The organism is Bradyrhizobium sp. DOA1, assembly GCF_001593325.1.
GTDB lineage: Bacteria > Pseudomonadota > Alphaproteobacteria > Rhizobiales > Xanthobacteraceae > Bradyrhizobium.
Genome location: NZ_JXJM01000001.1, coordinates 2,326,635 through 2,352,706, shown reverse-complemented (window position 1 = coordinate 2,352,706; position 26,072 = coordinate 2,326,635). Strand labels below are relative to the sequence as shown.

At 63.2% G+C, this 26,072-nt stretch carries 24 protein-coding genes and 1 tRNA gene; 7 read left to right on the top strand and 18 right to left on the bottom strand.

The annotated features are described in order from the left end of the window. Positions 1–544: 544 nt before the first annotated feature. Together SE91_RS36160 and SE91_RS11055 are read right to left on the bottom strand one after the other, a co-directional pair. Positions 545–820, bottom strand: a complete 276-nt coding sequence (locus SE91_RS36160) for a hypothetical protein (RefSeq protein WP_156489571.1) — start codon at positions 818–820, stop codon at positions 545–547. Positions 821–990: 170 nt separating this feature from the next. Continuing rightward, positions 991–1,719, bottom strand: coding sequence for an outer membrane protein (locus tag SE91_RS11055; RefSeq protein WP_061847633.1), 729 nt, complete (start codon positions 1,717–1,719; stop codon positions 991–993). A 336-nt stretch (positions 1,720–2,055) separates the two neighbouring features. Here SE91_RS11055 and SE91_RS11050 point away from each other — a divergent pair, with 336 nt between their 5' ends. Together SE91_RS11050 and SE91_RS11045 are read left to right on the top strand one after the other, a co-directional pair. Continuing rightward, a complete protein-coding gene (locus SE91_RS11050) occupies positions 2,056–2,280 on the top strand; it encodes a hypothetical protein (protein WP_061847632.1) in 225 nt (74 codons plus the stop codon). 346 nt (positions 2,281–2,626) lie between these two features. After that, on the top strand, positions 2,627–4,312 hold the full coding sequence (locus SE91_RS11045) for a hypothetical protein (protein WP_061847631.1): 1,686 nt from the start codon (positions 2,627–2,629) through the stop codon (positions 4,310–4,312). A gap of 259 nt (positions 4,313–4,571) precedes the next feature. Here the strand turns inward: SE91_RS11045 and SE91_RS11040 are convergent. After that, positions 4,572–4,647: transfer RNA gene (locus SE91_RS11040), tRNA-Trp, on the bottom strand. Positions 4,648–4,797: 150 nt separating this feature from the next. On the opposite strand from SE91_RS11040, the gene SE91_RS11035 reads away from it, so the two are divergent. Continuing rightward, positions 4,798–6,033 (top strand): serine hydrolase domain-containing protein, encoded by a 1,236-nt coding sequence (locus SE91_RS11035; protein ID WP_061847630.1) that lies wholly within the window; start codon positions 4,798–4,800, stop codon positions 6,031–6,033. A 197-nt stretch (positions 6,034–6,230) separates the two neighbouring features. Here the strand turns inward: SE91_RS11035 and SE91_RS11030 are convergent, their stop codons facing one another. Then, positions 6,231–6,998, bottom strand: a complete 768-nt coding sequence (locus SE91_RS11030) for an SDR family NAD(P)-dependent oxidoreductase (RefSeq protein WP_061847628.1) — start codon at positions 6,996–6,998, stop codon at positions 6,231–6,233. 119 nt (positions 6,999–7,117) lie between these two features. Further along, entirely contained in the window at positions 7,118–7,816 is a 699-nt protein-coding gene (locus tag SE91_RS11025; RefSeq protein ID WP_061847626.1) for a histidine phosphatase family protein, read from the bottom strand. A gap of 132 nt (positions 7,817–7,948) precedes the next feature. Between SE91_RS11025 and SE91_RS11020 the strand changes: the two genes are divergently transcribed. Together SE91_RS11020 and argE are read left to right on the top strand one after the other, a co-directional pair. After that, positions 7,949–8,734, top strand: coding sequence for an SDR family NAD(P)-dependent oxidoreductase (locus SE91_RS11020; RefSeq protein ID WP_008549480.1), 786 nt, complete (start codon positions 7,949–7,951; stop codon positions 8,732–8,734). 1,105 nt (positions 8,735–9,839) lie between these two features. Continuing rightward, positions 9,840–11,039: an acetylornithine deacetylase gene (gene argE / locus SE91_RS11015; RefSeq protein ID WP_061847625.1), complete on the top strand. Its 1,200-nt coding sequence runs from the start codon at positions 9,840–9,842 to the stop codon at positions 11,037–11,039. 88 nt (positions 11,040–11,127) lie between these two features. On the opposite strand, the gene SE91_RS11010 is transcribed toward argE, so the two are convergent. The 3 genes from SE91_RS11010 to SE91_RS11000 form a co-directional block, all read right to left on the bottom strand. After that, complete coding sequence (locus tag SE91_RS11010; RefSeq protein ID WP_082813707.1) at positions 11,128–12,912, bottom strand: methyl-accepting chemotaxis protein; 1,785 nt, start codon at positions 12,910–12,912, stop codon at positions 11,128–11,130. 466 nt (positions 12,913–13,378) lie between these two features. Further along, entirely contained in the window at positions 13,379–14,437 is a 1,059-nt protein-coding gene (locus tag SE91_RS11005) for a phosphotransferase family protein (RefSeq protein ID WP_061847622.1), read from the bottom strand. 140 nt (positions 14,438–14,577) lie between these two features. Continuing rightward, positions 14,578–15,813, bottom strand: a complete 1,236-nt coding sequence (locus tag SE91_RS11000) for an acyl-CoA dehydrogenase family protein (protein WP_061851088.1) — start codon at positions 15,811–15,813, stop codon at positions 14,578–14,580. A gap of 215 nt (positions 15,814–16,028) precedes the next feature. Here SE91_RS11000 and SE91_RS10995 point away from each other — a divergent pair, with 215 nt between their 5' ends. After that, positions 16,029–16,700, top strand: coding sequence for a TetR/AcrR family transcriptional regulator (locus SE91_RS10995; protein WP_060736388.1), 672 nt, complete (start codon positions 16,029–16,031; stop codon positions 16,698–16,700). A gap of 63 nt (positions 16,701–16,763) precedes the next feature. Here SE91_RS10995 and SE91_RS10990 read toward each other — a convergent pair whose 3' ends face one another. From SE91_RS10990 to dctA, 10 genes are all read right to left on the bottom strand, one after another. Beyond that, positions 16,764–16,979: a hypothetical protein gene (locus SE91_RS10990; RefSeq protein WP_060736389.1), complete on the bottom strand. Its 216-nt coding sequence runs from the start codon at positions 16,977–16,979 to the stop codon at positions 16,764–16,766. A gap of 189 nt (positions 16,980–17,168) precedes the next feature. Continuing rightward, positions 17,169–18,398 carry a CaiB/BaiF CoA transferase family protein gene (locus tag SE91_RS10985; RefSeq protein WP_061851087.1) on the bottom strand — a complete coding sequence of 410 codons (1,230 nt, stop codon included), beginning with the start codon at positions 18,396–18,398 and terminating at the stop codon, positions 17,169–17,171. A gap of 168 nt (positions 18,399–18,566) precedes the next feature. Further along, positions 18,567–19,769, bottom strand: coding sequence for an MFS transporter (locus SE91_RS10980; RefSeq protein WP_061847621.1), 1,203 nt, complete (start codon positions 19,767–19,769; stop codon positions 18,567–18,569). Between the two features lie 122 nt (positions 19,770–19,891). Beyond that, positions 19,892–20,062 carry a hypothetical protein gene (locus SE91_RS37010; RefSeq protein ID WP_193409733.1) on the bottom strand — a complete coding sequence of 57 codons (171 nt, stop codon included), beginning with the start codon at positions 20,060–20,062 and terminating at the stop codon, positions 19,892–19,894. Positions 20,063–20,076: 14 nt separating this feature from the next. Continuing rightward, positions 20,077–20,304, bottom strand: coding sequence for a hypothetical protein (locus SE91_RS10970; protein ID WP_008549523.1), 228 nt, complete (start codon positions 20,302–20,304; stop codon positions 20,077–20,079). 53 nt (positions 20,305–20,357) lie between these two features. Next, positions 20,358–21,695 (bottom strand): PQQ-dependent sugar dehydrogenase, encoded by a 1,338-nt coding sequence (locus tag SE91_RS10965; protein WP_061847620.1) that lies wholly within the window; start codon positions 21,693–21,695, stop codon positions 20,358–20,360. Then, the gene (locus SE91_RS10960) at positions 21,692–22,144 is read right to left on the bottom strand and encodes a DUF2231 domain-containing protein (RefSeq protein ID WP_061847619.1); all 453 of its coding nucleotides are present in this window, start codon (positions 22,142–22,144) and stop codon (positions 21,692–21,694) included. The genes SE91_RS10965 and SE91_RS10960 overlap by 4 nt, the downstream gene beginning before the upstream one ends. Positions 22,145–22,244: 100 nt before the next feature. Next, positions 22,245–23,084 carry a bifunctional allantoicase/(S)-ureidoglycine aminohydrolase gene (locus SE91_RS10955; RefSeq protein WP_008549529.1) on the bottom strand — a complete coding sequence of 280 codons (840 nt, stop codon included), beginning with the start codon at positions 23,082–23,084 and terminating at the stop codon, positions 22,245–22,247. 24 nt (positions 23,085–23,108) lie between these two features. Beyond that, positions 23,109–23,609 carry an ureidoglycolate lyase gene (locus tag SE91_RS10950; protein WP_061847618.1) on the bottom strand — a complete coding sequence of 167 codons (501 nt, stop codon included), beginning with the start codon at positions 23,607–23,609 and terminating at the stop codon, positions 23,109–23,111. Between the two features lie 14 nt (positions 23,610–23,623). After that, positions 23,624–24,958, bottom strand: a complete 1,335-nt coding sequence (dctA, locus tag SE91_RS10945) for a C4-dicarboxylate transporter DctA (protein WP_063921349.1) — start codon at positions 24,956–24,958, stop codon at positions 23,624–23,626. Between the two features lie 204 nt (positions 24,959–25,162). Here dctA and SE91_RS10940 point away from each other — a divergent pair, with 204 nt between their 5' ends. Next, a complete protein-coding gene (locus SE91_RS10940; protein ID WP_061847616.1) occupies positions 25,163–26,053 on the top strand; it encodes a LysR substrate-binding domain-containing protein in 891 nt (296 codons plus the stop codon). The last annotated feature ends 19 nt before the right edge of the window (positions 26,054–26,072 follow it).

Sequence of the window (26,072 nt, the reverse complement as noted above, 5' to 3'; positions counted from 1 at the left end):
ACATATCCATAAGTCGATTCTGGCGATTGGATCCGGATAGGACCCGTGAATTCATCGGGTGCGAGCCCACGTCTCGCGCAGTCTGCGATGAATTCTCGTGTGGCCTTCTCTCGTGCACTCTTCTCCGAGCCGGTAGCAAAAACCACTACCTCGTGCCCGATCAGGGCTAGAACGAGGACAAGGAATCCGCTTGAAACCCGCAGCAACACCCCAACGGCTCTCTTCATCTCCGCCTTCCAAGAGTTTTCACCAGTCAGACTCCAATTATGACGAGGTGGAAGATCACTCGTCGGCGATCAAGGGCCTGCTCGAAAAGCATTTTGCAGTGTAGGATGCCGGGATTAGCTAAAGCGCAGAAAAGCTGTTCTGGGCGTAGCACCAGTTCTGGGACGAGAACATGCGCCGCAACCCTGAAAATCTCGCACAAGCTTAGGCTTTGGGTGTGTTTCGCTTGTTAGGGCTGGCGATCCCTCAGGACTCGAACCTGCACCCGCGGAGTAGAAACAAGCCGGGTGCAGAGGCGCCTCCGCTTCTCACCAATATCCTAGCCGCCGTTCGCGCCACGCTCCGGGGTTTTCTCCGGGGCTTGCGTTCCCCACCGGCGCTGCTCGCGGCGCGCCGCTTTGTAAACCGTCGCGCTGTCGTCATGTTCTACTGGGGCAACCAGCACCACCAAATCGATCGCCCGCTCGATCAAGAATCGCCGCATTTGGCCCATCAGGCGGCGCCATCCCCAGCCACAGCGCCGCACAGCCGCTCGCTGGTGCGTTATTTCGGTTTCGGGGCTGTCTGTGATCGTCGCGGGGTCGTTTGGGCGCATGAACGGGCTTCCTAGCGGGTTCTCGGGTCTTGCGGCTCCAACTTGTTTTCCTGTTCCTCGCTCCCTTTTTCTCCTCGCGCAGTAATCTTCAAAGCCTGGTGGGCGCAAGAGCAGAAAAGGCCCCGGACGAACCGGGGCCTTGAGCTGCTGATTTGAAGCAGTTGAACAGATCAGTACTTCGCGACAACCGGGCCGCCGAAGCGGTAGCTGACACCTGCACGCACGGTGTGGAATATCGGATCATGCTCGTACGAGAAGGCGGGGAAGGCCACCGTAGAATTGTTCCGGAAGCTGCCGAAATCGGTGTAGCGATACTCGAGGCGGGCCGACCAGTTGGGAGTGAAGCCGTATTCCCAGCCAGCGCCAACCGTCCAGCCGGTGCGGGTGGTGGAGACGGTCTCAAACAGAGCGTTTGCGAGCACGTAGGTATGGTCCATGTCTGCCCAGGCCGCACCGCCCGTTACGTACAGCAGCGAATTGTTGAAGGCGACGCCGAGGCGACCACGGATAGAGGCCTGAGCATCGATCCGGAAATCCGTGCCGTTGAGGTTTCCAAGACGATAGCCGCCGTTGACGTCCGCGGCTTCCAGGTCGCCTTCGAGACCCAACACGAATTGGCCGAACTGCCAGTTGTAGCCAATGTGGCCACCGCCAACGACCCCAGCGGCGTTGAAGCCCTGGACAAAGCCCGTGGGCAGGCCCGTCGCATCGGTGAACTCACGGGTGCTGTTGTCACCCCAGGCGTAACCGACCTGCGCACCGACGTAGAAGCCGGTCCAGTTGTAAACGGCGGCGACGGGTGCCGGAGCCTTGGTGTAAGGCCGAGCCGCCAGATCGGCGGCTGATGCGCCAGCGGTGCCAAGGACGAGAGCGGCAGCTGCGATGACCAGTTTCTTCATTATCTTCCCCAAATTTCAGGCACAAATGCGAGTTCAATTGATGATGCAATATAGCCCATGAGTCGCTCTAAAAGTGTCACCTGTACGCCACAACTGCCGGCAAATTGAGCAGTGGCTCCACCTACCGCGCGTCTGTCGCCCCCTATTGCCCCGCTGGAAGTGCGGGGTTTGATAATAGTCAGAGGACAGTGCACGGGGTCGCACGCGCTTTGGCTGCCTTTAGTTGACGAAGCAGACTTTGCCTGCTCGTCCCCGCATCCATAGATGCTGTCACTCGGTCGCTGCCGATCTCTCTTCCGCTAAGAAGCTCAACCAGTTAGAGAGCCGGAGACTGACTTGAAGATCAACCTGCCCGATACGGACCTCAAGACTGTGCAAACCATCGTCAGCCATGAGCTCAAAGACGAGCGCGGGCGGCCCGTGGGCCAGTACCTATTCGGAAAGGGGCAGGGTCGAACCGTCTTCTTATTTGGGAAATACAAGGGGACTTTCAAGACTCACGCTGAATGCCAAGCCTTCATCGACGGCGTGCTTGCGGTTATCCAGTCACCAATGTCTTGACTTGGGGCTCGTTTGGCAAGGAGGACGCTTCCACCAGTCACGGGGACCCGGCTGCGCGCGGCAAATTTTTCAGAAGCTCCCCAAGTCGGCTGGGAGTGGGATTTCAATTGCCGGTGGGGATCGCTCGCACCAAGCACCGCAGCGATGAGCGCTCCAGATCGCCTATTCCAGCCCCACGGTATGGGACGAAGCGGCTGTTCCAATGAAGCTGAGATGAAACATGATCGAAACCATTTTGGAGCGATCTCGACTTGAAGTCGAAGCCGCGGGTGCAGACGATACGCTAATCGAGAAGTCAATTTCGAAGGATATTTGATCGAAACAGTCCCAGGAAGGGAACAAAGCCATGGCAATTACGGCCCCCATTGCGACAATAAACGATCATTCGGTTCGTATACTGGCGTGGAATCAGATCGGCAGTTGGCTGACCTACACAGATGCCAACGGCAATTCAGCAATCAAATATCAATTCTGGGACGGTGGCACCGACGCAAATAGCGGTTTTATCTGGAATGACGCCGGCTCTGGACAGCTTGCAGCAAATACGACGCTAGAAATCAATGCTGCGGACCTATCGCAAGTCTGGGTACGTGGCGGAGCGGCCGGCGGAAGCGAGACGATGTGGGTGCGCGCCTTTGATGGCAGCGATTGGGGAAGCTGGGATTCCTTTACGCTGACCACCATTCCCAACTCGCGCCCGGTCGCCACCATCAGTGATCATATGGTGAAGTTCGACCAGTGGACGCGCGTCTCCAACTGGCTATCCTATTCCGACGGAGATGGCGAGGCAGCCACGCGTTATCAGTTCTGGGACGGCGGAACGGCCACAACCAGTGGCTACATCTGGAATGATGGTGGCTCAGGTCAGCTTGCGGCCAATACAACGCTGGAGGTCGCGGCATCGGAAATCAACAATATCTGGATACGCGGCGGGTCGGCCGCGGGCAGCGAGACGATGTGGGTGCGCGCCTTTGACGGTCACGACTGGGGAAACTGGGACTCCTTTACGCTGACGTCACAGCCGAACTTGGCGCCTGTCGCGACGATCGGAGATCAGTCCATGCACGTCGGCGGATGGGCGCGGGCGTCGAATTGGCTGTCCTACTCCGATCCGGACGGTGATGCAGCCACGCAATATCAATTCTGGGACGGCGGCAGCGCTGGCACCAGTGCCTATATTTGGAGCGATGTCGCCGGCGGCCCTCAAGCCGCAGGTACAGCGATTACGGTCGCGGCAAATGACGTCTCGAAGATCTGGATTCACGGCGGATCGGCGACCGGAACCGACACGATGTATGTGCGCGCCTACGACGGCCAGGCTTGGAGCGCGTGGGACTCATTCATCGTGACGTCGCAGAATACGTCCCCCGTCGCCACCATCGAAGACCACTCCGTACACGTCAATCAATGGGTACGGGCCTCGAATTGGCTCTCCTCGTCCGACCCCGACGGTGATGCGATAACCCAGTATCAGTTCTGGGACGGCGGAACCGCGGCCGACAGCGGCTTCATCTGGAACGATGCCGGCTCCGGTCAGCAAGCGGCGAGCACGGCAGTCACGGTCGCGGCCAGCGACGTCTCAAAAATTTGGCTTCATGGCGGCGCCGCGACCGGAGCTGAGACGATGTATGTGCGCGCCTTTGACGGTTACACCTGGAGTGCCTGGGACTCATTCAACTTCACTACGGTGACGAATACGGCACCCGTAGCCAACATCGCAGACCACGCGCTGCACGTCAACGAATGGGCGCGCGTGTCGAATTGGCTGTCATCGGCGGACGCGGAAGGAGATACAATTACGCGCTATCAGTTGTGGGATGGCGGCACGGCTGGCAACAGCGGCTATGTTTGGAGCGATGTCGGGACCGGCCAGCAGCCGGCAAGCACGGTCCTGGAGGTCGCAGCGAGCGATGTGCCGCAGATATGGTTTCGTGGTGGCTCCGCCACCGGTACTGAGACAATGTACGTCCGAGCCTTTGACGGTATCGACTGGAGCAGTTGGGATTCCTTCACGCTAACCACGACGGCGTGAGCGGGTGCGTGAAGTTAATGCAACTCATTTAAACAGTGGAAGACGTTGCGATAGCAACGTGCGCTGATTTAGAGATCGGTTGCTAAGTTACTATTCAATGTTCCGTTTTGCCTTGCGCAAGAACAGCGCGAGACAGTGCGCCAAAGTCTGCTTACATCGACTGCCTGATGAGCAACGGAAGGGGGCACATTGGGCGAACAGAAGCGGTAGCAACCACTTTTCAAACTGAAGGGCTAAGAATGCTAAGTCTTTGATTTTCTGGCAGGAGTGGCAGGGCTCGAACCTGCGACCCCCGGTTTTGGAGACCGGTGCTCTACCAATTGAGCTACACTCCTACGGACCCCGCGTCGCCTTGGGATCAGGGCCGCTTTCAAGCACAGGGGACGGCCGGTTTGCAAGGGTGAACCGCGCCTGCTTCGCTTGTTTGTACCGGGGTTTTTGGGCCACAGTCCGTTCCCGATAATCAAGAGCAACCGGGAGTGCCCATGACAGCCACAGCGACCGCTCCAGCCGCCCCGCAGGGCACAAGCGCGCCGCAGACCCCGCCTCTGCCGGAAGCGCGCCCCGAGACGCTCGGGCTGTCGCGACCGCGCCTCCAGGTCCTGTCGGAGGCCTTCGAGCGCGAGATCGACAAGGGAACCGTTCCCGGCGTCACCGTGCTGGTCGCCCGTCGCGGCCAGATCGGCTGGTTCGAGGCGCTGGGACGGCAGAGCCCGACATCCGCCGCGCCGATGGCGCGTGACTCGATCTTCCGGGTGTTCTCGATGACCAAGCCGATCGTCTCGGTCGGCATCATGGCGCTGGTCGAGGACGGCCACCTGCTCCTCAGCGACGCGGTCGCCAAGTTCATTCCGGAGTTCGCCGACCAGAAGGTCGGCGTGGTCAGCGCCGGCAAGCTAGAGCTGGTTCCGCCCAGGCGGCCGATGACGGTGCAGGACCTGCTCCGCCACACCTCCGGCCTCACCTATGAGCATCAGGGTGACGGGCCCGTGCACAAGCTTTACCAGGAGTCCCGCGTCCGCAGCCGCAAGATCACCAATGCCGAGCACGCCGCGCTGGTGGCGAGCTTGCCGCTGGTCTGCCATCCCGGCGACGAGTTCAATTACAGCCGCTCCACCGACGTTCTCGGCCGCATCATCGAGGTCGTCAGCGGCCAATCGCTCGGCACGTTCCTCACGGAGCGCATCCTCGCGCCCCTGCAGATGGCCGAGACCGGCTTTGCGACATCCGAGGCCAAAGCCAACAGGCTCGCCGAGCCGTTCGCGGCCGATCCCTGGACCCGCGACAAGGTCGCGCTCTTCAACATGCTCGAGCAGCCGGTGATGGAATCCGGTGGCGGCGGGTTGGTCTCGACCACGATGGACTATGCCCGCTTCTGCCTGATGCTGCGCAATGGCGGCACGCTCGACGGCAACAGGATCATCGGCCGCAAGACGCTGGAGCTGATGGCGTCCGATCATCTCGGCCCGCACGTCGTCACCAACGGCACGCTGCTCTCCCCCGGCCACGGCTTCGGGCTCGGCTTTGCGGTCCGCCGCGAGGCCGGCATCGCGCCCTTCCCCGGCAGCGTCGGCCAGTATTTCTGGAGCGGCATTGCGGGCACGTTCTTCTGGATCGACCCGAAGGAAGACCTGTTCGCGGTGTTCATGAGCCAGGGCCCGGGACAGCGCGACTACACGCGCACGCTGGTCAGGGATCTGGTTTACGCGGCGGTGGATTGAGGTCCGTTCGCTTAAGCCAATATATCCACACTCGCTGTCATGCCCCGCGAAGGCGGGGCATCCAGTACTCCGGGGCAGCGCGGCTAGAATCGAGCCGCCGCGGCGTACTGGATTGCCGCCCCAGTGCGCAAGTGCGCACAAGGCGGGCGATGACACCGATGTTGGGGCGGGCTGCTGGCCCCTTCCCGCGCACCGCGTCAACTGATCGTCGCGCCGCCATCGATCACCATGGTCTGGCCCGTCATGAAGTCGCCGGCTTTCGATCCCAGGAACACCGCTGCGCCCGCGATCTCGTCGGGGATGCCGATGCGCAGGAGCGGCGAGCGGGAGGTCGAGGCCTTCAAGTTCTCCGGATTGTCCCACAGCGCTTTGGCGAAATCGGTCTTGATCAGGCCGGGCGCGATGCAGTTCACGCGAATGTTGTCCTTGCCGTATTCGCAAGCGAGGTTGCGTGCGAGCTGCATGTCGGCCGCCTTGGAGATCGCATAGGCGCCGAGGATGGTCGAGCCCTTGAGGCCGCCGATCGAGGAGACGATGATGATCGAGCCATCCTTGCGCTCGATCATCTGCGGCACCACCATCGAGATCAGCCAGTTGTTGGCGACGATGTTGTTATCCAGGATCTTCCTGAACTGGTCGTCGGAGATGCCGGCGAGCGGCCCGTAATACGGGTTCGATGCGGCGTTGCAAACCAAAACGTCGATCTTGCCGAAGGCGCGGTTGCTCTCGTCGACCAGATTTTGCAGGTTCTCCTTCGAGGAGATGTTGGCGGCGATCGCGACCGCGCTGCCCTTGCCGTATTTGTCGTTGATGCCCTTGGCCACCTGATCGCAGACGTCGGCCTTGCGCGAGGAGATCACGACCTTGGCGCCGTGCTCGGCCATGCGCTCGGCGATCGCGAGTCCGATGCCGCGTGTCGAGCCGGTGATGACGGCGACTTTCCCCTTCATATCGAACAAGGTCATGGTTCTCTCCCAGAGTATGAACTTCGTATTTGATGTCATTCCGGAGCGGTCCGCAGGACCGAACCCGGAACCTCGAGATTCCGGGTCGATGCTTTGCACCACCCGGAATGACCGCTCAGCTACGCCAGCTTCTTGACTTCAGGTCCCGCCGGCTGATGCATCGCCGCGTGTGCGTCGTCGGCGATCCACGGCTGCTGGTTCACCATCGGCAACCGCCACACGGTCCGCTCCGGGCTTGCGAAATAATCGAGCCGCGTCACCGACACATTGTCGATGTCGAATGCGAGCCCCTGCTCCGGCAGGTCACCGAGCGCAAGCCCGACGGCGGCCTTGATGGTGCCGCCATGGGCGACCGCGATGATGTCCTGGCCAGCCGCCTCATTGTTGATCCGCTCGATCGTACGGCGCGTGCGGTTGTAGAGATCCATGAAGCTCTCGCCGCCGGGCGCGGGCTCGTTGATGTCGGCGAACCAACTCGTGCCGACGGGGCGGCTCGCGATGAACGCGGCGCGGTTCATACCCTGCCAGCGGCCGAGATTCTGTTCGGCGAGATCCGCTTCCCATTTCATTGACGCGGGCCGCGGGAAGCCGGTTGCCCAGATCGCCTCGGCGGTCTGGTGCGTGCGCATCAGGTTACTCGAATACCAGACCGCCTTGCGTGGCAGCACCTTGGCAACGGCGTTGAACACATAGCTGTCGCTGGTGTCGCAGGCGATGTCGGACTGTCCGTAGATGTTGCCGCCGTCATTGCGCACCGGCGCGTGCCGCACCCACCACCACCGCGTCGTGACCACGTTCGGCTTGTCTGCGCCTGCCATCGAAACCCTTCCATCCCGTGTGATGTCGCTGTACGTCAGGTGTGAACGTGTCTCAAGACACTTTACCGTTTGAAATCTTGTTTGAAATTCCGTCGCGCGGCAAGGGCGCGCACGAAGCAAAGGGAGAAGCGCATGGGCCGCCTGCAAGGCAAATCCGTCATCATCACCGGCGCCGGCAGCGGCATCGGTCGCGCCGCCGCACTGTTGTTCACCCGGGAAGGCGCAAAACTGATCGCGGTCGATCGCACCGAGGCGGTGAAGGAGACCGTCGCGGAAATCAAGTCCGCCGGCGGCGTCGCGGAAGCCATGGTGGCGGATGCGGGCTCCGAGCAGGACGTCATCGCCGTGATCGACAAGGCCGTGAAGGCGCATGGCCGGCTCGACGTGATCTGGGCCAATGCCGGCGTCTCCGGCGGGCTCGTTCCGCTTGCCGAGCAGACCGTGGAGCACTGGCAGGAGATTCTGCGCGTTAATCTGATCGGACCGTTCCTCGCGGTAAAATACGCCATGCCGCACATGGTCAAGCAACAGTCCGGAGCGATCGTGCTGACGGCGTCCGTCGCGGGCCTCAAGGCCGGTGCCAGCGGACATCCCTACGCAGCAAGCAAGGCCGGCGTGATCAGCCTGGTGCAGACCACGGCCTATTCGCTCACCGGAACCGGCGTGCGCATCAACGCGGTGTGCCCCGGCCTGATCGAGACCGGCATGACCAAGCCGATCTTCGATCGCGCCAAGGAGCGCGGCACCCAGGACAAGATCGGCCAGCTCAACCCGCTCAAGCGCCCCGGCCAGCCGCACGAGCTCGCCGCGATGGGACTGTTTTTGGCGAGCGACGAGGCCTCGTATGTGAACGGCCAGGCGTTCCCGGTCGACGGTGGCCTCACCGCGTCGATGCCGTATACCGGCAAGCCGGTGTAGCTCTCGTGTCCCGGACGCGCTGCAACGCTCTTGGCGTTGCTGCGCAGAGCCGGGACCCAGAAGGCCACGGCACTCGTTGATACATGGGCCCCGGCTCTGCAGCGCACCGTCGAAGAGACGCTGCGCTGCGTCCGGGGCACGAGAGTGGAGTTTGGCGCGACGCTGTTTCACATCGTCATTGCGAGCGGAGCGACTTGTCCGCCGAAGCCTTGGCGAAGGCGGAAACAATCCAGAGATCTCTTCGCGGAAACAGTCTGGATTGCTTCGTCGCAAGGGCTCCTCGCAATGACTGAGTATGGGGCGACATGGCCGCTTGATCGTTCGCACTCAACCGCAGACACACCTTTGCAGCCTCGCGGCTGATCTCGCCCGAGCTTTGCGTCGGTGCCTCACCCTCGATTGAAAAGGGCGCAGGGAAGACCGGGTGCCGGCCGGGCACCCACGGTCCACTGTGCGAAAGCGTGTGCTTTACAAGATTGCACAGCGGCATACAGGTGAAGCCAAGCAGCCGGCCTTCCCTGCGCAGTGGGTTTACGGCTTATGTCGTGCTCTCCCTGGGGAGCGATGCACTATTGCCCCCGTCGCCTTGCGGATGGCTGATGCGCGCGCCCGGTTGGGCCGCCACATCACCGCGAGACTTGGCGCACAGACCCCGGGCGCCAGGACGACACGATTTTACCGTACGCGAACCGCACCCGTCGTTGACGCGACGCGTTCGCTCACGGTTGCCCGCCCTGCGAAGCTTTTCGCGCCGGTGTGACCCACGTCCACCGCCGCCCGGCCCGCGTTCGTGACGATCGCGATACGCCCCTCTTCGTTGGGCCGGGTTGCGGTGACACATACGCCGTTTCCGAATTTCGGTAAAGTGGAATATTTTGGCGGCGTGCGTTGACCTAGGGCTCGCGTGTTTTGCCCGACGGGCAACGCAAGGCCTGGTAGCCCGGATGAGCGCAGCGACATCCGGGATTTCCGTCGGCACCGTCCCGGGTGTCGCTTCGCTCACCCGGGCTACGGCCAGTGTCGTGTTGATTTGCCCATCCCGCCATCCCGTTGGTATGGTTCATGCAAGCCCTTCAGCTTCCATTCCCCTGACTAGATCCTGAAAATGCAGAACCCAAGACCCGATCGCATCCGCCGCCTTCTCGCCGACCTCGTCGGCTTCGACACCGTCAGCGACCGCAGCAACCTGCCCCTGATCGCCCATATCGAAAGTTACCTCGCCGCGTTCGGCATCAAGGGCGAGCGCATCGTCGATGAGACCGGCGAGAAGGCCTCATTGTGGGTCACGATCGGACCGGCCGACCGACCGGGTCTTGTCCTGTCAGGCCACACCGACGTCGTGCCCGTGGTCGGGCAGGACTGGAGCCACGATCCGTTCAAGCTGATCGAACGCGACGGCAAGCTCTACGGCCGCGGCACCACCGACATGAAGGGCTTCGTCGCAGTCTGCCTTGCGATGGTGCCGGAGATGCTGGAGGCAAAGCTCGCAACACCGATTCATCTGGCGATCTCCTATGACGAGGAGATCGGCTGTGTCGGCGTGCGGCCGATGCTGCGCGAGATCGCGAAGAAGAAGGTCAGGCCACTCGGCGCTTTCATCGGCGAGCCGACCCAGATGCAGGTCATCATCGGCCACAAGGGCAAGCACGGCGTCCGCGCCACGTTCCACGGCCTCGCCCGTCACTCCTCGATCGCGCCGGACGGCGTCAACGCGATCGAATATGCCGCCGAGTTGATCACCGAGATCCGCCGCCGTGCCGTGAAGCTCGCCGCCGTGCGATCGAGCGACAGCCTGTACGACGTTCCGCACTCGACGCTGCTCACCAGCATCGTGCACGGTGGCGCAGCGCTGAATATCGTGCCCGACACCTGCACGGTTGAATTCGAATGCCGCGGCATCGGGATCACGGAATCGCGCGAGGTCACCGACGCGATCGTCGCCTGGGCCAAGACAGAGCTCGAGCCGGCGATGAAGGCGAAGCACGCTGAATGCGGCATCGATTTCGAGGAGATCCTGGACTATCCCGCGCTGGACACCGCCGCCGACGCTGCGATCGTCACGCTCGCCAAGAGCCTTGCGGGACGCAATGACCACGCCAAGGTCGCCTTCGGCACCGAAGCGAGCCTGTTCGCCGACATCGCCGACATTCCATCCGTCGTGATCGGACCGGGATCGATCGCACAGGCGCATACGCCGGACGAATTCGTCGAGATGGCGGAGCTGGAGAAATGCGCGGGGTTCGTGGAGCGGCTGATCGCGCATTGCGCGAAGTCTGATTCTTTGGCGACGCGGCGTAAGGGGTAAGCCCGCCATTCAACGCAACGGCAGACAGATGGTGGGCACAGCGCTACGCGCACTTGCCCACCCTGCAGGAGCTGCTCGACTGCGAAAGCTAAGCCGCGCGGACCTCGCTGAGGAATTGCGCGACTTCGTCCTGCAGCCTGCTGCTCTCGGTGGCCAGCGATTTGGCCGAGGCCAGGACCTGCGATGACGCCGCGCCGGTCTTCTGCGCGCCAGCATTGACCTTGGTGATGCTGCCGGAGACCTCGCGGGTGCCATCCGATGCCTTCTGCACATTGCGGGCGATCTCGGTGGTAGCTGCGCCCTGCTGCTCGACCGCAGCTGCGATCGTCGTGGCGATGCCAGATATCTGCGAGATGGTGTCGCCGATCTGCTTGATCGCGACGACTGAATCGTTGGTTGCACTCTGAATCGACGTGATCTGGCCGCCGATCTCACCCGTCGCCTTTGCGGTCTGGGCAGCAAGTTCCTTGACCTCCTGCGCGACCACCGCGAAGCCCCGACCGGCGTCCCCGGCCCGGGCGGCCTCGATGGTCGCGTTGAGCGCCAGCAGATTGGTCTGCTCGGCGATGGTGGTGATCAACTTGATCACGTCGCCGATCCGGTTCGCGGCATCGGATAGCGCATTGATGCGGTCGTCGGTTGCACGAGCCTGTTCGACGGCCGCAGCCGCGATCCTGGTCGATTCTTGCATCTGCCGGCTGATCTCGTGGATCGAGGCGGTGAGTTCGTCCGTCGCCGAGGCCACCGACTGGACGTTGGTCGAGGCATTCTCCGACGCGCCGGTCACCACGGCCGCCAGCTCCTGGGTGTGTTCGGCCGTTTTGGTCAGCGTGCTGGCGGTCGTCTCCAGCTCGGACGAAGCGGTGCTGACACTGCCGACGATCTGTTGCATCGTCTGTTCGAAACGCTTCACGAGACTGTCGAGCAGATTCGCCCGGCGATCCTTAGCGGCGCGCTCGGCCTCTTCCGCGCCTTGCAAGGCCCTGGCGCGCTTCAGCCCATCGCGGAACTCTACCATCGATTGCGCGATGATGCCGATCTCATCGCTACGCTCGGTCTCCTCGATCGCAACATCCAGATTGCCGGCCGCCAACGTCCTGGTCGTGCTCTCGATTTTAGACAGGCTGCGGACCACGAAGCGGTACATGTAGGCGCAGAGCATCAGGACGGAGATCACCAACAGCCCGATCGAGGCCAGCGAAGCGGTTCGCCACAGCGCGGCGCGCGACGACGCATCATCGATACTCGCCTGGGTTCGCTCGTCCAGCATCACGAAGAAGCGATCGATCGGCTCCATGATCTGCGACTTGTACTGATGATAAGTCTTTGAATGCAGCAGCTCGATCGCGCGCGCGCGATCCGGCGCCGCAAGCGGCTTGCCGTTCTTGTCCTTGCCCTCGACCAGGTTCATCGCTTCAACTTCGAGATTGACGAGGCCGTCCGAATTCTTCTGTGCCTGTTCGAGTTGCTTGAATTCGCCGTCGGCGAAGCCCTGCCGCTTCATCAACGCCGAGAGTGCAACGGTCTCCGCATCCGGGCGCGGCTTCGCCGTCCCGCCCGCGACGAAGTCCCAATAGATGCGGTGATAGGCTTGCGGTCGCGGCTTTTCGCCGTTGCGGATGCTGAGGATATCGAGGTATTGCGCCTTGTAAGCGGCATCGCCGGTCACGACGTAGGTCCGGCCGAGGCGGGTGAGATCATCGGAGCTCTGGCGGAGTTCGTCGGCCAGCAGGTAGGAGCGGTAGCGATTGTCATAGGCGGCCGCTTCGTCCGCCGATGCGCCGCGCGATTTCATGATCGACACGGCCGTCGTCATTCCAGCAAGCACTGAAACGCTACTTAGAATGATGAACGTCGTTCTGATCGTCGGCATCGGCGCCTCCCAGCTTTCCTCAATCGGGAAAAACTAGAAAGACACGCTTTATGGTCGGTAAAATTTGAGCTCCGTACTTCTTCGTAGGAGCTTGTAACAAATGTTAAGCCGAATTCTTCCGCATAAGCCGAGTGCCTCGCGCACAACAACCTTGGGGGCGAACGCGTTCGCCTCGAAAGAGTTGCGCACGTGTGGCGCGCAAATCGCCAGGCGCGAGACGACGCGTACTCCCGACCGTCGTTATAGGAATATTCCGATGGCTTCGCTCGCGCTGACGCTGGAACAAGCTCGCCTCGGTGTCATGCCCCGGCTTGACCGGGGCATCCAGTACGCCGCGGCTTCTCGGTTCGAGCATTCCTGTCTCCGGAATACTGGATTGCCCGCTTTCGCGGGCAATGACACCGAGTGTGTGGGACGGGGATTGACACAATCGAAAAAGGCGCGGCCATCGGCGCGCCTTGTTCTCTTACACCGCACCCGCCTTCTGCGCGTACTCCCATGAGGCCTTGGACAGCGGCACGGTGCGCTTGGCTGACTCCAGCGCCTTGGCGTTGGCGGCGGTGCCGTCGCGGACGCGACCGGCGATACCTTGCGTGATGCCGGCGAGGCGGAAGAGGTTGTAGGCGAAGTACCAGTTGAGATCCGGCACGGTCATCTTGGTGACGTTGCAGTAGATCTGCGCCGCCTCTTCCAGGCTCGGGATGTTGAGCGCCTTGAGGTCGACGCCGTCGAGGCCCGGCATGATCCACTGCATCAGCAGATAGGTGAAGTCGGCCATGGGATCGCCGAGCGTCGACAGCTCCCAGTCCAGCACGGCCTGCACGCGCGGTTCCGTCGCGTGGAAAATCATGTTGTCGAGGCGATAGTCACCATGAACGATCGAGACGCGCGCCTGCTCTGGCACGGTCTTGGGCAGCCATTCGGCGACCTTCTCGAACTCGGGAATGTGCTGGGTTTCGGACGCCCGGTATTGCTTGGTCCAGCGGTCGATCTGCCGCGCAAAATAGTTGCCGGGCTTGCCGAAGTCGCCGAGGCCGATCGCGACGGGATCGAACATATGGAGCTTCGCCAGCGTCTCGATCTTGCTGGTGAAGATCTTGCGGCGCGCATCGGCATCCTGGCTCGGCAGCGTCGGATCCCAGAATACGCGGCCCTCCTCCATCGACATGATGTAGAACGCGGCGCCAATGACGCCGTCGTCCTGGCACAGCGCGTAGGCGCGCGCGACCGGAAAGCCCTGTTTTCCCAGGGCTGCAATGACGCGGTACTCGCGATCGACCGCGTGCGCGGACGGCAGCAATTTGCCAAACGGCTTGCGCCGCATCACATAGGAACGGTTCGGCGTGTTCAGCCGGTAGGTCGGGTTGGACTGGCCGCCCTTGAACTGGAGAACGACCAGCGGGCCTTCATAGCCTTCGACGTTGTCGCGCATCCAGGCCTCGAGCCGCAGCTCGTCGAAGCGATGCCGCTCTTCGACCGGTTTGGTGCCCGAGAACTCTTCGTCTTTCCTGACGCCGTCAGCCACGGTGACGCTCCCTCTTCAGTCCTGACCATTTCAGGTCGAGCATGATCCTAATCGGTAACCGCTGACGCACTTGCGTCAAGCGGTCACCGGATCACGCCCTGTCGTTTCTTCAGGTCGGGAGCGCCGCGGGGCCCTCCCTCTCAGTGACTTGGAGAGTTTGCATACTTCCGAAGTTCGAGCCTGGCAATGGCGCGATTGTGCACCTCGTCCGGGCCGTCGGCGAGGCGGAGCGTGCGGATGTGAGCGTAGTCCTTGGCAAGGCCCGCCTCATCCGAGACGCCGCCGCCACCGAAGGCCTGGATCGCCTCGTCGATGATCTTCAGCGCCATGTTGGGCGCTGCGACCTTGATCATGGCGATCTCGGCCTGTGCGGTCTTGTTGCCGACCTTGTCCATCATGTCGGCGGCCTTGAGGCACAGAAGCCGGGTCATCTCGATGTTGGTGCGGGCCTCGCCGATGCGCTGCTCCCACACGCTGTGCTCGACGATCTTCTTGCCGAACGCGGTGCGCGAGGCCAGCCGCTTCACCATCTTCTCCAGGGCTTCCTCGGCCTTGCCGATGGTGCGCATGCAGTGATGGATGCGGCCCGGACCGAGACGGCCCTGCGCGATCTCGAAGCCGCGGCCTTCGCCGAGCAGGATGTTCTCCTTGGGCACGCGCACGTTCTCGAGCAGCACCTGGGCATGACCGTGCGGCGCATCGTCGAAGCCGAACACGGGCAGCATCTTCTCGACCTTGATGCCGGTCGTATCGAGCGGAACCAGGATCTGCGACTGCTGCTGGTGCTTGGCCGCCTTGAAATCGGTCTTGCCCATCAGGATCGCGATCTTGCAGCGGGGATCGCCGACGCCGGACGACCACCATTTGCGGCCGTTGATGACGTAGTGATCGCCGTCCTTCTCGATCCGCGTCTCGATGTTGGTGGCGTCCGACGAGGCCACGGCGGGTTCCGTCATCAGGAAGGCGGAGCGGATCTCGCCGTCCATCAGCGGGCGCAGCCATTTGCGCTTCTGCTCCTTGGTGCCATAGCGGATGAACACTTCCATGTTGCCGGTATCAGGCGCCGAGCAGTTGAACACTTCAGAGGCCCAGGTGATGCGGCCCATCTCTTCCGACAGCAGCGCGTATTCGAGATTGCTCAGTCCCGCGCCGCGGAATTCGTCGTCCTCGTGCTCGGACGGCGGCATGAACATGTTCCAGAGGCCCTCGGCCTTGGCCTTCTTCTTGAGGTCTTCCAGGACCGGAATGACCTTCCAGCGATCGCCGGCCTTGTCCTGCTGGTCATAGACCGGCACCGCCGGACGCACATGCTTGGCCATGAAGGACTGCACGCGGTCGAGCCATTCCTTCTGCTTGGGGGACAGGTCGAAATCCATGGGACGCTCCTCGTCTTGCTTTGCGATCTCGTTTTGCGCCGGACTGTCCTCCCGCCGCGCGCGGCTCGCAAGCGCGAATGCGCGCGCCTTTGCGACCACTTCGGAATGTGATCGCAAGTTGCGAACGAGTCCCGATTGCGGATTGACTTTTCCGGCCTTCAAACGATAGTTTCATACAAGTGTTTGAATTGCAACTCCCTCCATCCAAGGCACCCATGGCCAGCGATCATACGAGGTCTGCCATTCTCGCCGCCGCCGAGCGGCTCTATGCCGATCGCGGCTTCAGCGACGTGACACTGCGTGACATCGTCGCGGAGGCCAATGTCAACCTCGCCGCGGTGAACTATCATTTCGGCTCGAAGGACGAGTTGATTGCGGAATTGTTCGTCACCCGCTCGATCGCGACCAACCGCGAGCGCCTGCGGCAACTGAAGGATGCCGAGGAGCAAGGCGGCGGGCGCGCGCCGATCGAGGCGATCCTGCGCGCCCTGGTCGGCCCGCCGCTGCGAGGCTGCCTCGGCCCCGAGAACCAGCGCTCCACCGCGGCACGCTTCATGATCCGCGCCTCGATCGAATCCGTGCCGCCGATCCGCCGCATCAAGAACCGCGAGATCGACCATTTGCGGAAATTCGCAGGGGCGATGCGCAGGTCCCTGCCCGACCGCAGTGACGTCGAGATCTACTGGGGCCTCAACTTCGCGCTCGCCATGGCGCACCACACCATCCGCGAAAGCGAGCGTTTGACCAAGCTGTCGGAAGGCAAATGCGATCTCGACGACGTCGAGGACGTGGTCGCGCGCGTCGTCACCGTCGCGACAATGGCGCTGACGGCGGGAAAGGTCGAAACAAAGGCGCCGGCCCGCGCATTGGCGCGAGACGTGCGATAAGCCCAGCTCTCAGGTGGCGCGGGCAATCTCGATTTTTGTCTCCAATCGGAGAGAGAGCGCGGGTTATACCCGCTGCGGCATCTCCTCGGCCTCTTCCTTGGCCAGCAGCAGCAGCATCTCGATCCCCATCTCGCCTTCCTGAGGCGAACGGATGAACTTGATCTCGTCGGAGCTTTGCCGCAGCGCGGCAACGATGGCGACGGCCTGATTGGCGGTCGCCGCCTCGGTCGCCAGAATTCCCTTCTGGTTCTTTGCCTGGAACCCGATCGTGTAGGACATTCACTTCCCTCCCGAACTCAAGTGGAGAGATCGAATCAGAGTCTCGCGCGGAACGGAAGCCTGTGCGACTACGGACCGGGATTATCTGGGGATTGCGGGCAAGCCTCGGGCAAGGCTGCAGTGCAACGTCACGCGGCCATCGCCGCGCGATCGGAAACGATCCGTCGGAGCGGCCGATGCAGCAAAGCGCTAGATGATGCCTTGCTGCTTCAGCTGCTCGATCTTGCCGGCATCATAGCCGAGCTTGCCGCCGAGCACCTCCCCCGTGTGCTCGCCGAGCAGCGGGGGCGCGCGGTAGTCCTTGATCGGCGTTTCCGACAACGTGAGTGCGTTGCGGACCAGCGAGAGATCGGGCTCGAAGGGATGATTGACCTTCACCCGCATGCCGCGCGACTGCACGTGCGGATCGGAGAATACCTGCTCGAAATTGTTGATCGGGCCCGAGGGGACGCCGGTCTCCTCCAGCTTCTCCAGCCAGTAGGCCACCGGCTTCTTCAGGAACAGGCCGGCGAAGATCGCCATGATCTCCTTGCCGTGCACGACGCGGTCGTTGTTCTTGACGAAGCGCGGATCGGTCGCGAGCCCGGGCTCGCCGAGCACGGCGCAGGTGCGCTGGAACTGGCCGTCATTGCCGACCACCAGCATCAGCTCGCCGTCGGTGCAACGGAACACGCCGGCGGGCATGCCGCCATTGCCCCAGGTGCCGCGGCGCGGCGGCGTCTTGCCGTTGACGAGGTAGATCTGTAGCCAGTGCGACAACGAGGCGATGACGGTGTCGAACAGGCAGACGTCGATGTGCTGTCCCTGCCCGCCATTGGCGTCGCGATGGTACAGCGCCGAGAGGATGCCGATCGACGAGTTCATGCCGGTCATGTAGTCGACGATGGAGGGGCCGACCTTCATCGGGCCCTCGCCCGGCTCGCCGTCGATATGGCCGGTGACGCTCATCAGCCCGCCCATCGCCTGCAGGATCGCGTCATAGCCGGCGCGCGGTGCGTAAGGCCCGGTCTGACCGAAGCCGGTCACCGAACAATAGATGATGCCGGGGTTGATCGCCTTGATCGATTCATAGTCGAGGCCGTAGCGCTTGAGGTCGCCGACCTTGTAGTTCTCCATGAAGACGTCGACGTCCTTGGCAAGCTCGCGGATGATGGCCTGCCCCTCGGGCTTGGCGATGTTGACGGTGACCGACTTCTTGTTGCGGTTGGCGCAGAGATAAAACGAATTGTTGTTGTTGGCCCTGCCTTCGGGATCGGCGAGGTAAGGCGGGCCGAAGGCGCGTGCGTCGTCGCCGGTGCCCGGCCGCTCGATCTTGATGACCTCCGCACCCAGATCCCCCAACATCTGGGCCGACAGGGGCCCGGCCAACACGCGGGTGAGGTCAAGGATCTTGATGCCTGAGAGCGGCAGGGCCGACATGTCGATTTCCTCCGGGGAACTGGGATCTTGGCGCGGCGGCTCGTAGCTCTGGTCGCGCACCCTGCCGATACACCATTTTCGGGCTCCGAGCACTGCACTCCCGGCATACGGCTATCCCTTGCACGGCAGCAGGATCGCCTGGTCTCGAATTCCGCGCCGCGAATAACGCTAGGTCAGGACCGGGGCAATCCGCGGCCGTCGCCGTCCCAGCAGCACCAGGATCACCACGGCCGCGCAGGAGCAGACGAAGGTGAGACCGAGCGCAGCGCGGCTGCCGAACTCCGTCAGCAATCCAGCAAGAAGCGGCGGCGAGATAGCGGAGGCGATGTTGAGCGGCAGCGCGATCATCGACATTGCCTTGGCGAACTCGGCCTGATCGTAGAACACCAGCGGGATCGTCGCCCGCGCCACCGCCATCGCGCCACTGCCGGCGCCGTAGAGCAGGATGAAGACCGCGACCACCCAGGTCGTGCCCTCGCTCAGCATCAGGAGCAGCATGGCAACGGGCAGCGCCGTCCCGGCGACGAGGCCGGTCGTGATGCCGTCCCAACGCCCGCCGCCGAGGAAGTCGAGCCCGCGCGCGCTGACCTGGATCACACCGAGCATCGAGCCGAAGGCAATGGCTTGCGCGGGCGCAAGCCCCTCGGCACGCAACAATTCGACGAACACGGCGCTGAGACCAAATGAAACGAACGCATTGAGGGTAATCGCACAAACGACGAGGCCGAACGTGCTCCGCGGAGTCCGGGGCACGTCCACGTGCTTTGCCGGCGTGGCGCCGTCCTGCGTTGGCACGGTCCGGCGGGGTGCTGCGAACGGATAGAGCGGAAGCGACACGAGAAGCAGCATTGCGGCATAGACGAGGCACGTTCCACGCCAGCCGAGATGACCGCTGAGAAACGACGTCGTCGGCCAGAAGATGCTGCTGGACAGTCCGGTCACCAGCATGAGCGCGCCGATGGCGCTCCTGGCGCTCTGCCCCGCGACCTCGTTCAGCATGATATAGGCGCCGGTCGAGAGCGTGGCGCTGCCCGCCAGGCCAAAGACGATCCAGGCGGCGAAGTAAAGCATCGGCTCGCGCGCGAAGAACAGAAGAACGAATCCGGGCACGGCGACGATCGTCCCGATCATCATGACCTTGCGCGCGCCATGCCGCGCGAACGCCTTGGCAAGCCAGGGTGCACACAGCCCCATGGTGACATAAAGCACCGAAGTCCCGGCGAACACGGCCGGCCGGCTCATGCCCAGATCCGCCGCCATCTCACGGCCGACGATCGCGGGAAGCCCGATCGTGCCCCAGCCGATGAGTTGAGTGATGGCAAGCACCAGCAGGACCCCGATGAGCCTGCCGTCAGATTTCAAGAACCGCATTCCAAATATCGCCTGCCCGGCGGGCGCAGAATGCGCCGGCAAGTCGGTCTTACCCGCAGTTCAGGTCACGGAAATGACGGTCCCGAATGGCACCGCGGCGTCAGCCGCAGAGCACGCGCGCTTTAGGATGTGTGGCCGGGCTCGATATGTTTCGGGGTCTTCTTGTCGCGCTGCGGCGTCATCCTGGCCGGGTCAGGCGCGCCGGGGACGCCGCGCGGCCCGAGCTGCTCTCGCTGCATATCCTCTTCGGAATGGGGTGGCTCGACACCGTTCGGCTCACGGGGCTTGGTCATCGCAGCCTCCTTCGTCACAACTGTTCCGCGGTCCGGCTCTTGATGCCGAGGGCGTTCTCACCAGCTTCGCGGCCGGGCACGCTGACATGGACTTCGTGGCCCTCACGTAAGGCAAGCGACGCCGCGGCGACCGCCGACTCGAAGGCGGCTTCCTTGGTGGCATATCTGCTCTTGACGTCGCCGTCATGCAGCACGCCCCACTCGTCCTGCACCGGCACGATGGCGTATTGAGCAAGGCCCATTGTCCAACTCCTTGGCGTTCAGAAACCGTCTGCCCGATAACGCGCCGGCGGGCTTAACGTTGCGTCAGCTGCGGGTGCGTCGCGCTGACCCGCCACACCGTGTTGCCGCTGTCGTCGGCAACCAGCAGCGCGCCGGTCTTGTCGATGGCGACGCCGACGGGGCGTCCGCGCGCCTGATTGTCGCTGTTGAGGAAGCCGGTCACGACATCCCGCGCCGGTCCGCTCGGCTTGCCGTCCGCAAACGGCACGAACACGACCTTGTAGCCGTTCAGCGCCTGCCGGTTCCAGCTGCCATGCTCGCCGACGAAGGCACCGCCCCGATAGTCGCTCGGCAGGCTGGTGCCGGCGTAAAATGCCATGCCGAGCGGAGCCACATGCGAGCTCAGCGCATAATCCGGCACGATCGCCTTGGCGACGAGGTCGGGCCGCTCCGGCTTCGCGCGAGGATCGACGTGCTGGCCCCAATAGCTGTAAGGCCAGCCGTAGAAGCCGCCGTCCTTCACCGAGGTCATGTAGTCGGGCACGAGATCCGGACCGATCTCGTCGCGCTCGTTCACCACCGTCCACAGCGCGCCGGTCTGCGGCTCGAAGCTGAGGCCGTTCGGGTTGCGCAGGCCGCTCGCGAACACCCGCCAGCGGCCGCTGGAGCGGTCGATCTCGAGGATGGCGGCGCGGTTGTGCTCGGCCTCCATACCGTTCTCGGCGATGTTGCTGTTGGAGCCGACCCCGGCATAGAGCTTCGAGCCGTCGGGGCTGGCAACGAGGCTCTTGGTCCAGTGATGATTGATCGGCCCGCCCGGCAGGGGCGTGAGCACCGTTCCGGGCGCGGTGATCCTGGTATCGCCCTCGGTATAGGGATATCTGACGATCGCGTCGGTGTTGGCGACGTAGAGATCGTTGCCGACCAGCGCGACGCCGAACGGCGAGTTGAGATGGTCGAGGAAGACGCTCCGCGTATCCGGCACGCCGTCGCCATTGTTGTCACGCAGCAGCGTGATGCGGTTACCCGGCCCGGTGTCGCCGCCGCCCGATGTCGCCCAGGACTCGATGTAGCCCATCACGAATTCCTTGGGACGCTTGATCGGAGCGCCCTTCGGTGCCTTGGACTCCGCCACCAGCACGTCGCCATTGGGCAGCACGTAGAGAAAGCGCGGATGCTGCAAGCCGGTCGCGAACGCCTTGGCCTGCAGGCCCGGTGCGACGGTGGGCGCCTCGTCCTTCTTCCAGCCGACGATGCGGGCGATGTGGATCGGCGGCATCAGATATTGCTGGAATTCCGGCAGCACCGGATTGGGGCCGATTTGCGCGTTGGGATCGCCGCTGCCGTCGTTGCAGCCGGCCAGACACAGCAACGCAGTGCACGACAGCGCGCGGACAATCGAAGCGTTCATCGCGCAACTCCCACGCCGTGACGATAGACCATGGCCCAGCCGAGCCAGCCGGTGACGGGCAGGATCAAAACGGTGACCACCGAAAGCACGAGCCCGGTCGGCCACACCGAGGTCCAGCCATCGCGCATGTGGATCATCAAGTTGAAGATCGCCAGGATCAGCGCCACGGCATTGCCAATCAGATGCGGCCAGCCCGGCGGCTGCGCCCGCACCATGCGGTTGCCGAAGAAATCAGTCAGGCCCGCGATCGCCGCGAGCACGCCGAAGACGACGCCGACGACCAGAAGCCAGGCGGAAAAATCCGCCCACATGATCTCGGCGCTGGCGACATAGGCGATGTCGGTCAAGAGCGCGCCGAAGAAGCACGCGATCGGGATCGGCACCAGCATCGGATGAATCGGATGACCCGCGATTTGCGCCGTGGAATGCACGCGCACGTCGTCTTTCACGGTTGGCCTCGTATGACTTTCGCCCTGCCCGACCGGCCAACTCACGCGTGGGGTGATGGTTCCTGCAACCGCTCGATGGCACGGGCGGATTGCTGGGGGGTCAGATCAGCGGAGGTCCCTGCCGCAGATTCATGTGCCGGTTGACGTCCTTGTAGAGCAGATAGCGAAACCGGCCGGGGCCGCCGGCGTAGCAGGCCTGCGGGCAGAAGGCGCGCAGCCACATATAGTCGCCGGCCTCGACCTCGACCCAGTCTCGGTTGAGACGGTACACGGCCTTGCCCTCGAGGACGTATAGTCCGTGCTCCATGACATGCGTCTCTGCGAAGGGGATCGTCGCACCCGGCTCGAACGTGACGATGTTGATGTGCATGTCGTGCCGCATGTCGGCGGGATCGATGAAGCGCGTGGTTGCCCATCGCCCCTCGGTGCCCGGCATCGATACTGGTTCGACCGAGTCTGCGTTGGTCACGATCACATCGGGCTCGGCCAATCCGGGCACGCGTTGATACAGTTTGCGGATCCAGTGCAGCTGCGCCGGCGTCTCGCCGCGGTTACGAAGGCTCCAGGCGCAACCGGGCGGCAGATAGGCGAAGCCACCGGGCTTGAGCTCACGCTCTTTGCCCGCCAATTTGAGGACGAGGTTTCCGCCGACGACGAACAACGCCCCCTCGGCATCCTTGTCGGGCTCGGGAATTTCACTTCCGCCACCGGGCGCGATGTCCATGAGGTAATGAGAAAACGTCTCGGCGAATCCGGAGAGCGGTCTCGCCAGCACCCAGAGGCGCGTGCCGTCCCAGTGCGGCAGATGGCTGACGACGATGTCTCGCTGCACGCCGCTCGGGATGACCGCGTAGGCATTCGTGAAGACGGCCCGGCCGCTCAGAAGATCGGTCTGGGGCGGAAGGCCACCCTGTGGGATGTGATAGGTTTGCGATGACATCAATAAGCCTCGTGGTTACCGGGGTCAGCCTGCGGCTGTGCCGGGATCGAGCTGGATGATCTCGTCCAGCCAATATTCTTCGAGATTGTCGCCACCACCCTTTCGATCGACCACGAGGAACGAGCTTGCGTCCTTCAGGACCAGCAGCGGGTGGTGCCAGCAGTTTCGGGAATAATTCACGCCCTGCTTGCCGTTGGCCGCGAACGCCCGGTAGCTCGAGAGGTCGCGCGGGTTCGCGCAAACGACGACCAGCCAGTCCTGTCCGTTCAGCGGCATGAACAGCTGGCTTCCGAGGGGATGGCGCTCCATCATGCGAATGGCGATCGGCGCGGGCCGCGCAGAGGCGATGAACCAGCTGATGTTGACCTGTCCGCCTTCCGCGCCGACATCGATATTGGCGAGTTCGTTGTAGCGCGCGGCATAGCCTTGGTTGATCGACAGCGGCGTCGCCCCTGCCGTTTCGACGACCTCGCCGAACGGCGCGAAGGCCTGCTTCGTCAAGGGCTCGATCGAGAGTGTCGTCATCGATGCCTCCGCGTTCAGGACGGTTGCAGACCCGCGACGGGCGCGTTCGCACCGGCCGGGTCGATCTGAAGAGGCTCGCTCGGAGGAACGATCTCACCATCGAGGATGCGACGCGCCTTGGCGCGATCGAGGTCCCCCTCCCACGAGGCGACGACGACGGTAGCAACGCAGTTTCCGACATAGTTGCCGAGCGCACGGGCGATGCCGATGAACCAGTCCACCGACAGGATCAGCACCAGTCCGATCGCCGGGATGGCCGGAATGGCGGCCAGCGTCGCCGCGAGGACGACGATGGCCGAGCCCGGCACGCCATGCGCCCCCTTCGAGGTGAGCAATGCGACGCCGAGGATCGCCAGCAGATCGCCGGTGGCGAGCGGCGTGTTGGTCGCCTGCGCAATGAAGACCGCGGCCAGGGTCAAATAGATCGAGAAGGCATCGAGATTGAACGAGTACCCGGTCGGGATGACCAGACCGACCGTCGAGCGCTTGATCCCGAGCTGTTCGAGCTTGCGCATGGTCTGCGGCAGCACACTGTCGCCTGCGGCCGTGCCGAGAACGATCATCAGCTCTTCACGCAGATAGACCAGCAGCTTGAACAGGCTGAAGCCCGAGAGCCGCATGATCGCTCCGAGCACGACGACCACGAAGAAGAACACCGCCAGATAGAACAGGGCAACGAGCCCCCCGAGCTGCTTGAGCGAGCCGATGCCGTATTTGCCGACCGTGAAGGCGATCGCACCGAAGACGCCGATCGGCGCGAGGCGGACGACGAAGTTCATCATCTTGAAGATGATCTCGTTCACCCGCTCGACGAATTCGACGACCGGCCTCGCGCGCTCGCCGCACAACGACATGGCGCAACCGAACATGATCGAGACGATCAGCACCTGGAGCACGTCCCCGGAGCTGAAGGCGCCGACCATGGTCGAGGGGATGAGTTTCATCAGAAATTCGGAGACGCCGCCGCCAGCGACCTGCGCCGCGGTCTGGCTGAAGCCGCTGAGCGCCTTGGCGTCCAGCGTCCGCGGGTCGATGTTCATTCCGGCGCCGGGCTGGAAGTAGTAGGCGAGCGCGATGCCGAACACCAGGGAGATGGTGGTGACGACTTCGAAATAGAGCAGCGCGCGAATGCCGACCCTTCCGACCTTCGAAAGATCACCGGCCGCGGATATGCCTTGCACCACCACGCAGAACACGATGACGGGCACCAGCATCTTGATGAGCTTGATGAAGCCGTCGCCGAGCGGCTTCATCTGCAAGGCCGTGTCGGGATAGACCATGCCCAGCGCAATGCCGGCCGCGAGGGCGACGACCACCTGGAAGAAGAGTGATTTGAAAATCCTGGGCATGGCTTTCCTCGCGCGCTGGGCTTGCATCTGCTTGGCTTGGTCGGCCTTGAGCCTTTGCCATTCTTGTCGTTGGCGGCGAAAACGAGGTCGCCGCGGACGGAGCCATTCGGTGCGGCAGCACGCAAGCAGCCTCCATCGTCATTCGTTGACCAGACGCGCTGCCAAGTCCAATATATAGAACGACACCATTGATAGGGTTTCGCTATGGATCTGCGCCAGCTCCGGTATTTCGTCGCGGTCGCCGAGGAGCGCAGCTTCACCCTCGCCGCCCGGCGGCTGAACCTCTCGCAGCCGCCGCTCAGCCAGCACATCCAGGCGCTTGAAGCCGAGCTCGGGACTCAGCTCCTCTACCGGACCAGCCGCAAGGTCGAGCTGACGCAGGCCGGTGACGCCATGCTGGTGCGCGGGCGCGCGATTCTGCAACAGGTCAAGGTCACCGAAGACGAGGTCCGGTCGATCGGCGCGGGCCTGGTCGGGACGCTGGACGTCGGAGCGACCGGCTCCATCCTGCGCGGTCGCCTGGCCGAGTTGCTCGCAGCCTACCGGAAAGTTGCTCCGCAGGTGAGAATGACGGTGCATGAGCAGGCGCCGGCGCTGCAGATCGCAGCGCTCCTCAACCGCACCACCAACATCTGCCTCATTCGCGGCACCCCTGCCGAGCGCGACCTCTCCAGCAAGCTGGCATGGCGCGAAGAGGTCGTTCTCGCCGTGCCCCGCAGCCATCGGCTGGCGCAACGCAAGCGCATCGCCCTCGGCGATCTCGCCGCCGAGGAGCACGTCGTGCTGGATCCGAACAGCTCCCATTTCGCCCGCTACGTGCAGACATGCTGTGTCGACGCCGGCTTTCTCCCAAAAGTGTCCCAGCAGGTCGTCGACGCCCAGTCGATCCCGAGCCTGATTGCCGCAGGCTTCGGCGTGGCGCTCGTGCCGCAGTCGATTGCACGGTTCACGACCACCGACATCGTCTTCCGCCCGATCAGGCCCTCACCGCCCACGGCAGACGTGTTTCTGGTGTTCAGGAAGGACGAGACGTCGATGGTCGTGCACAATTTCATCAAGCTTGCGCTTCGCTATCTCAACCAGCGGAGGGATTGAGCCGAACGAAAGCTTTGGC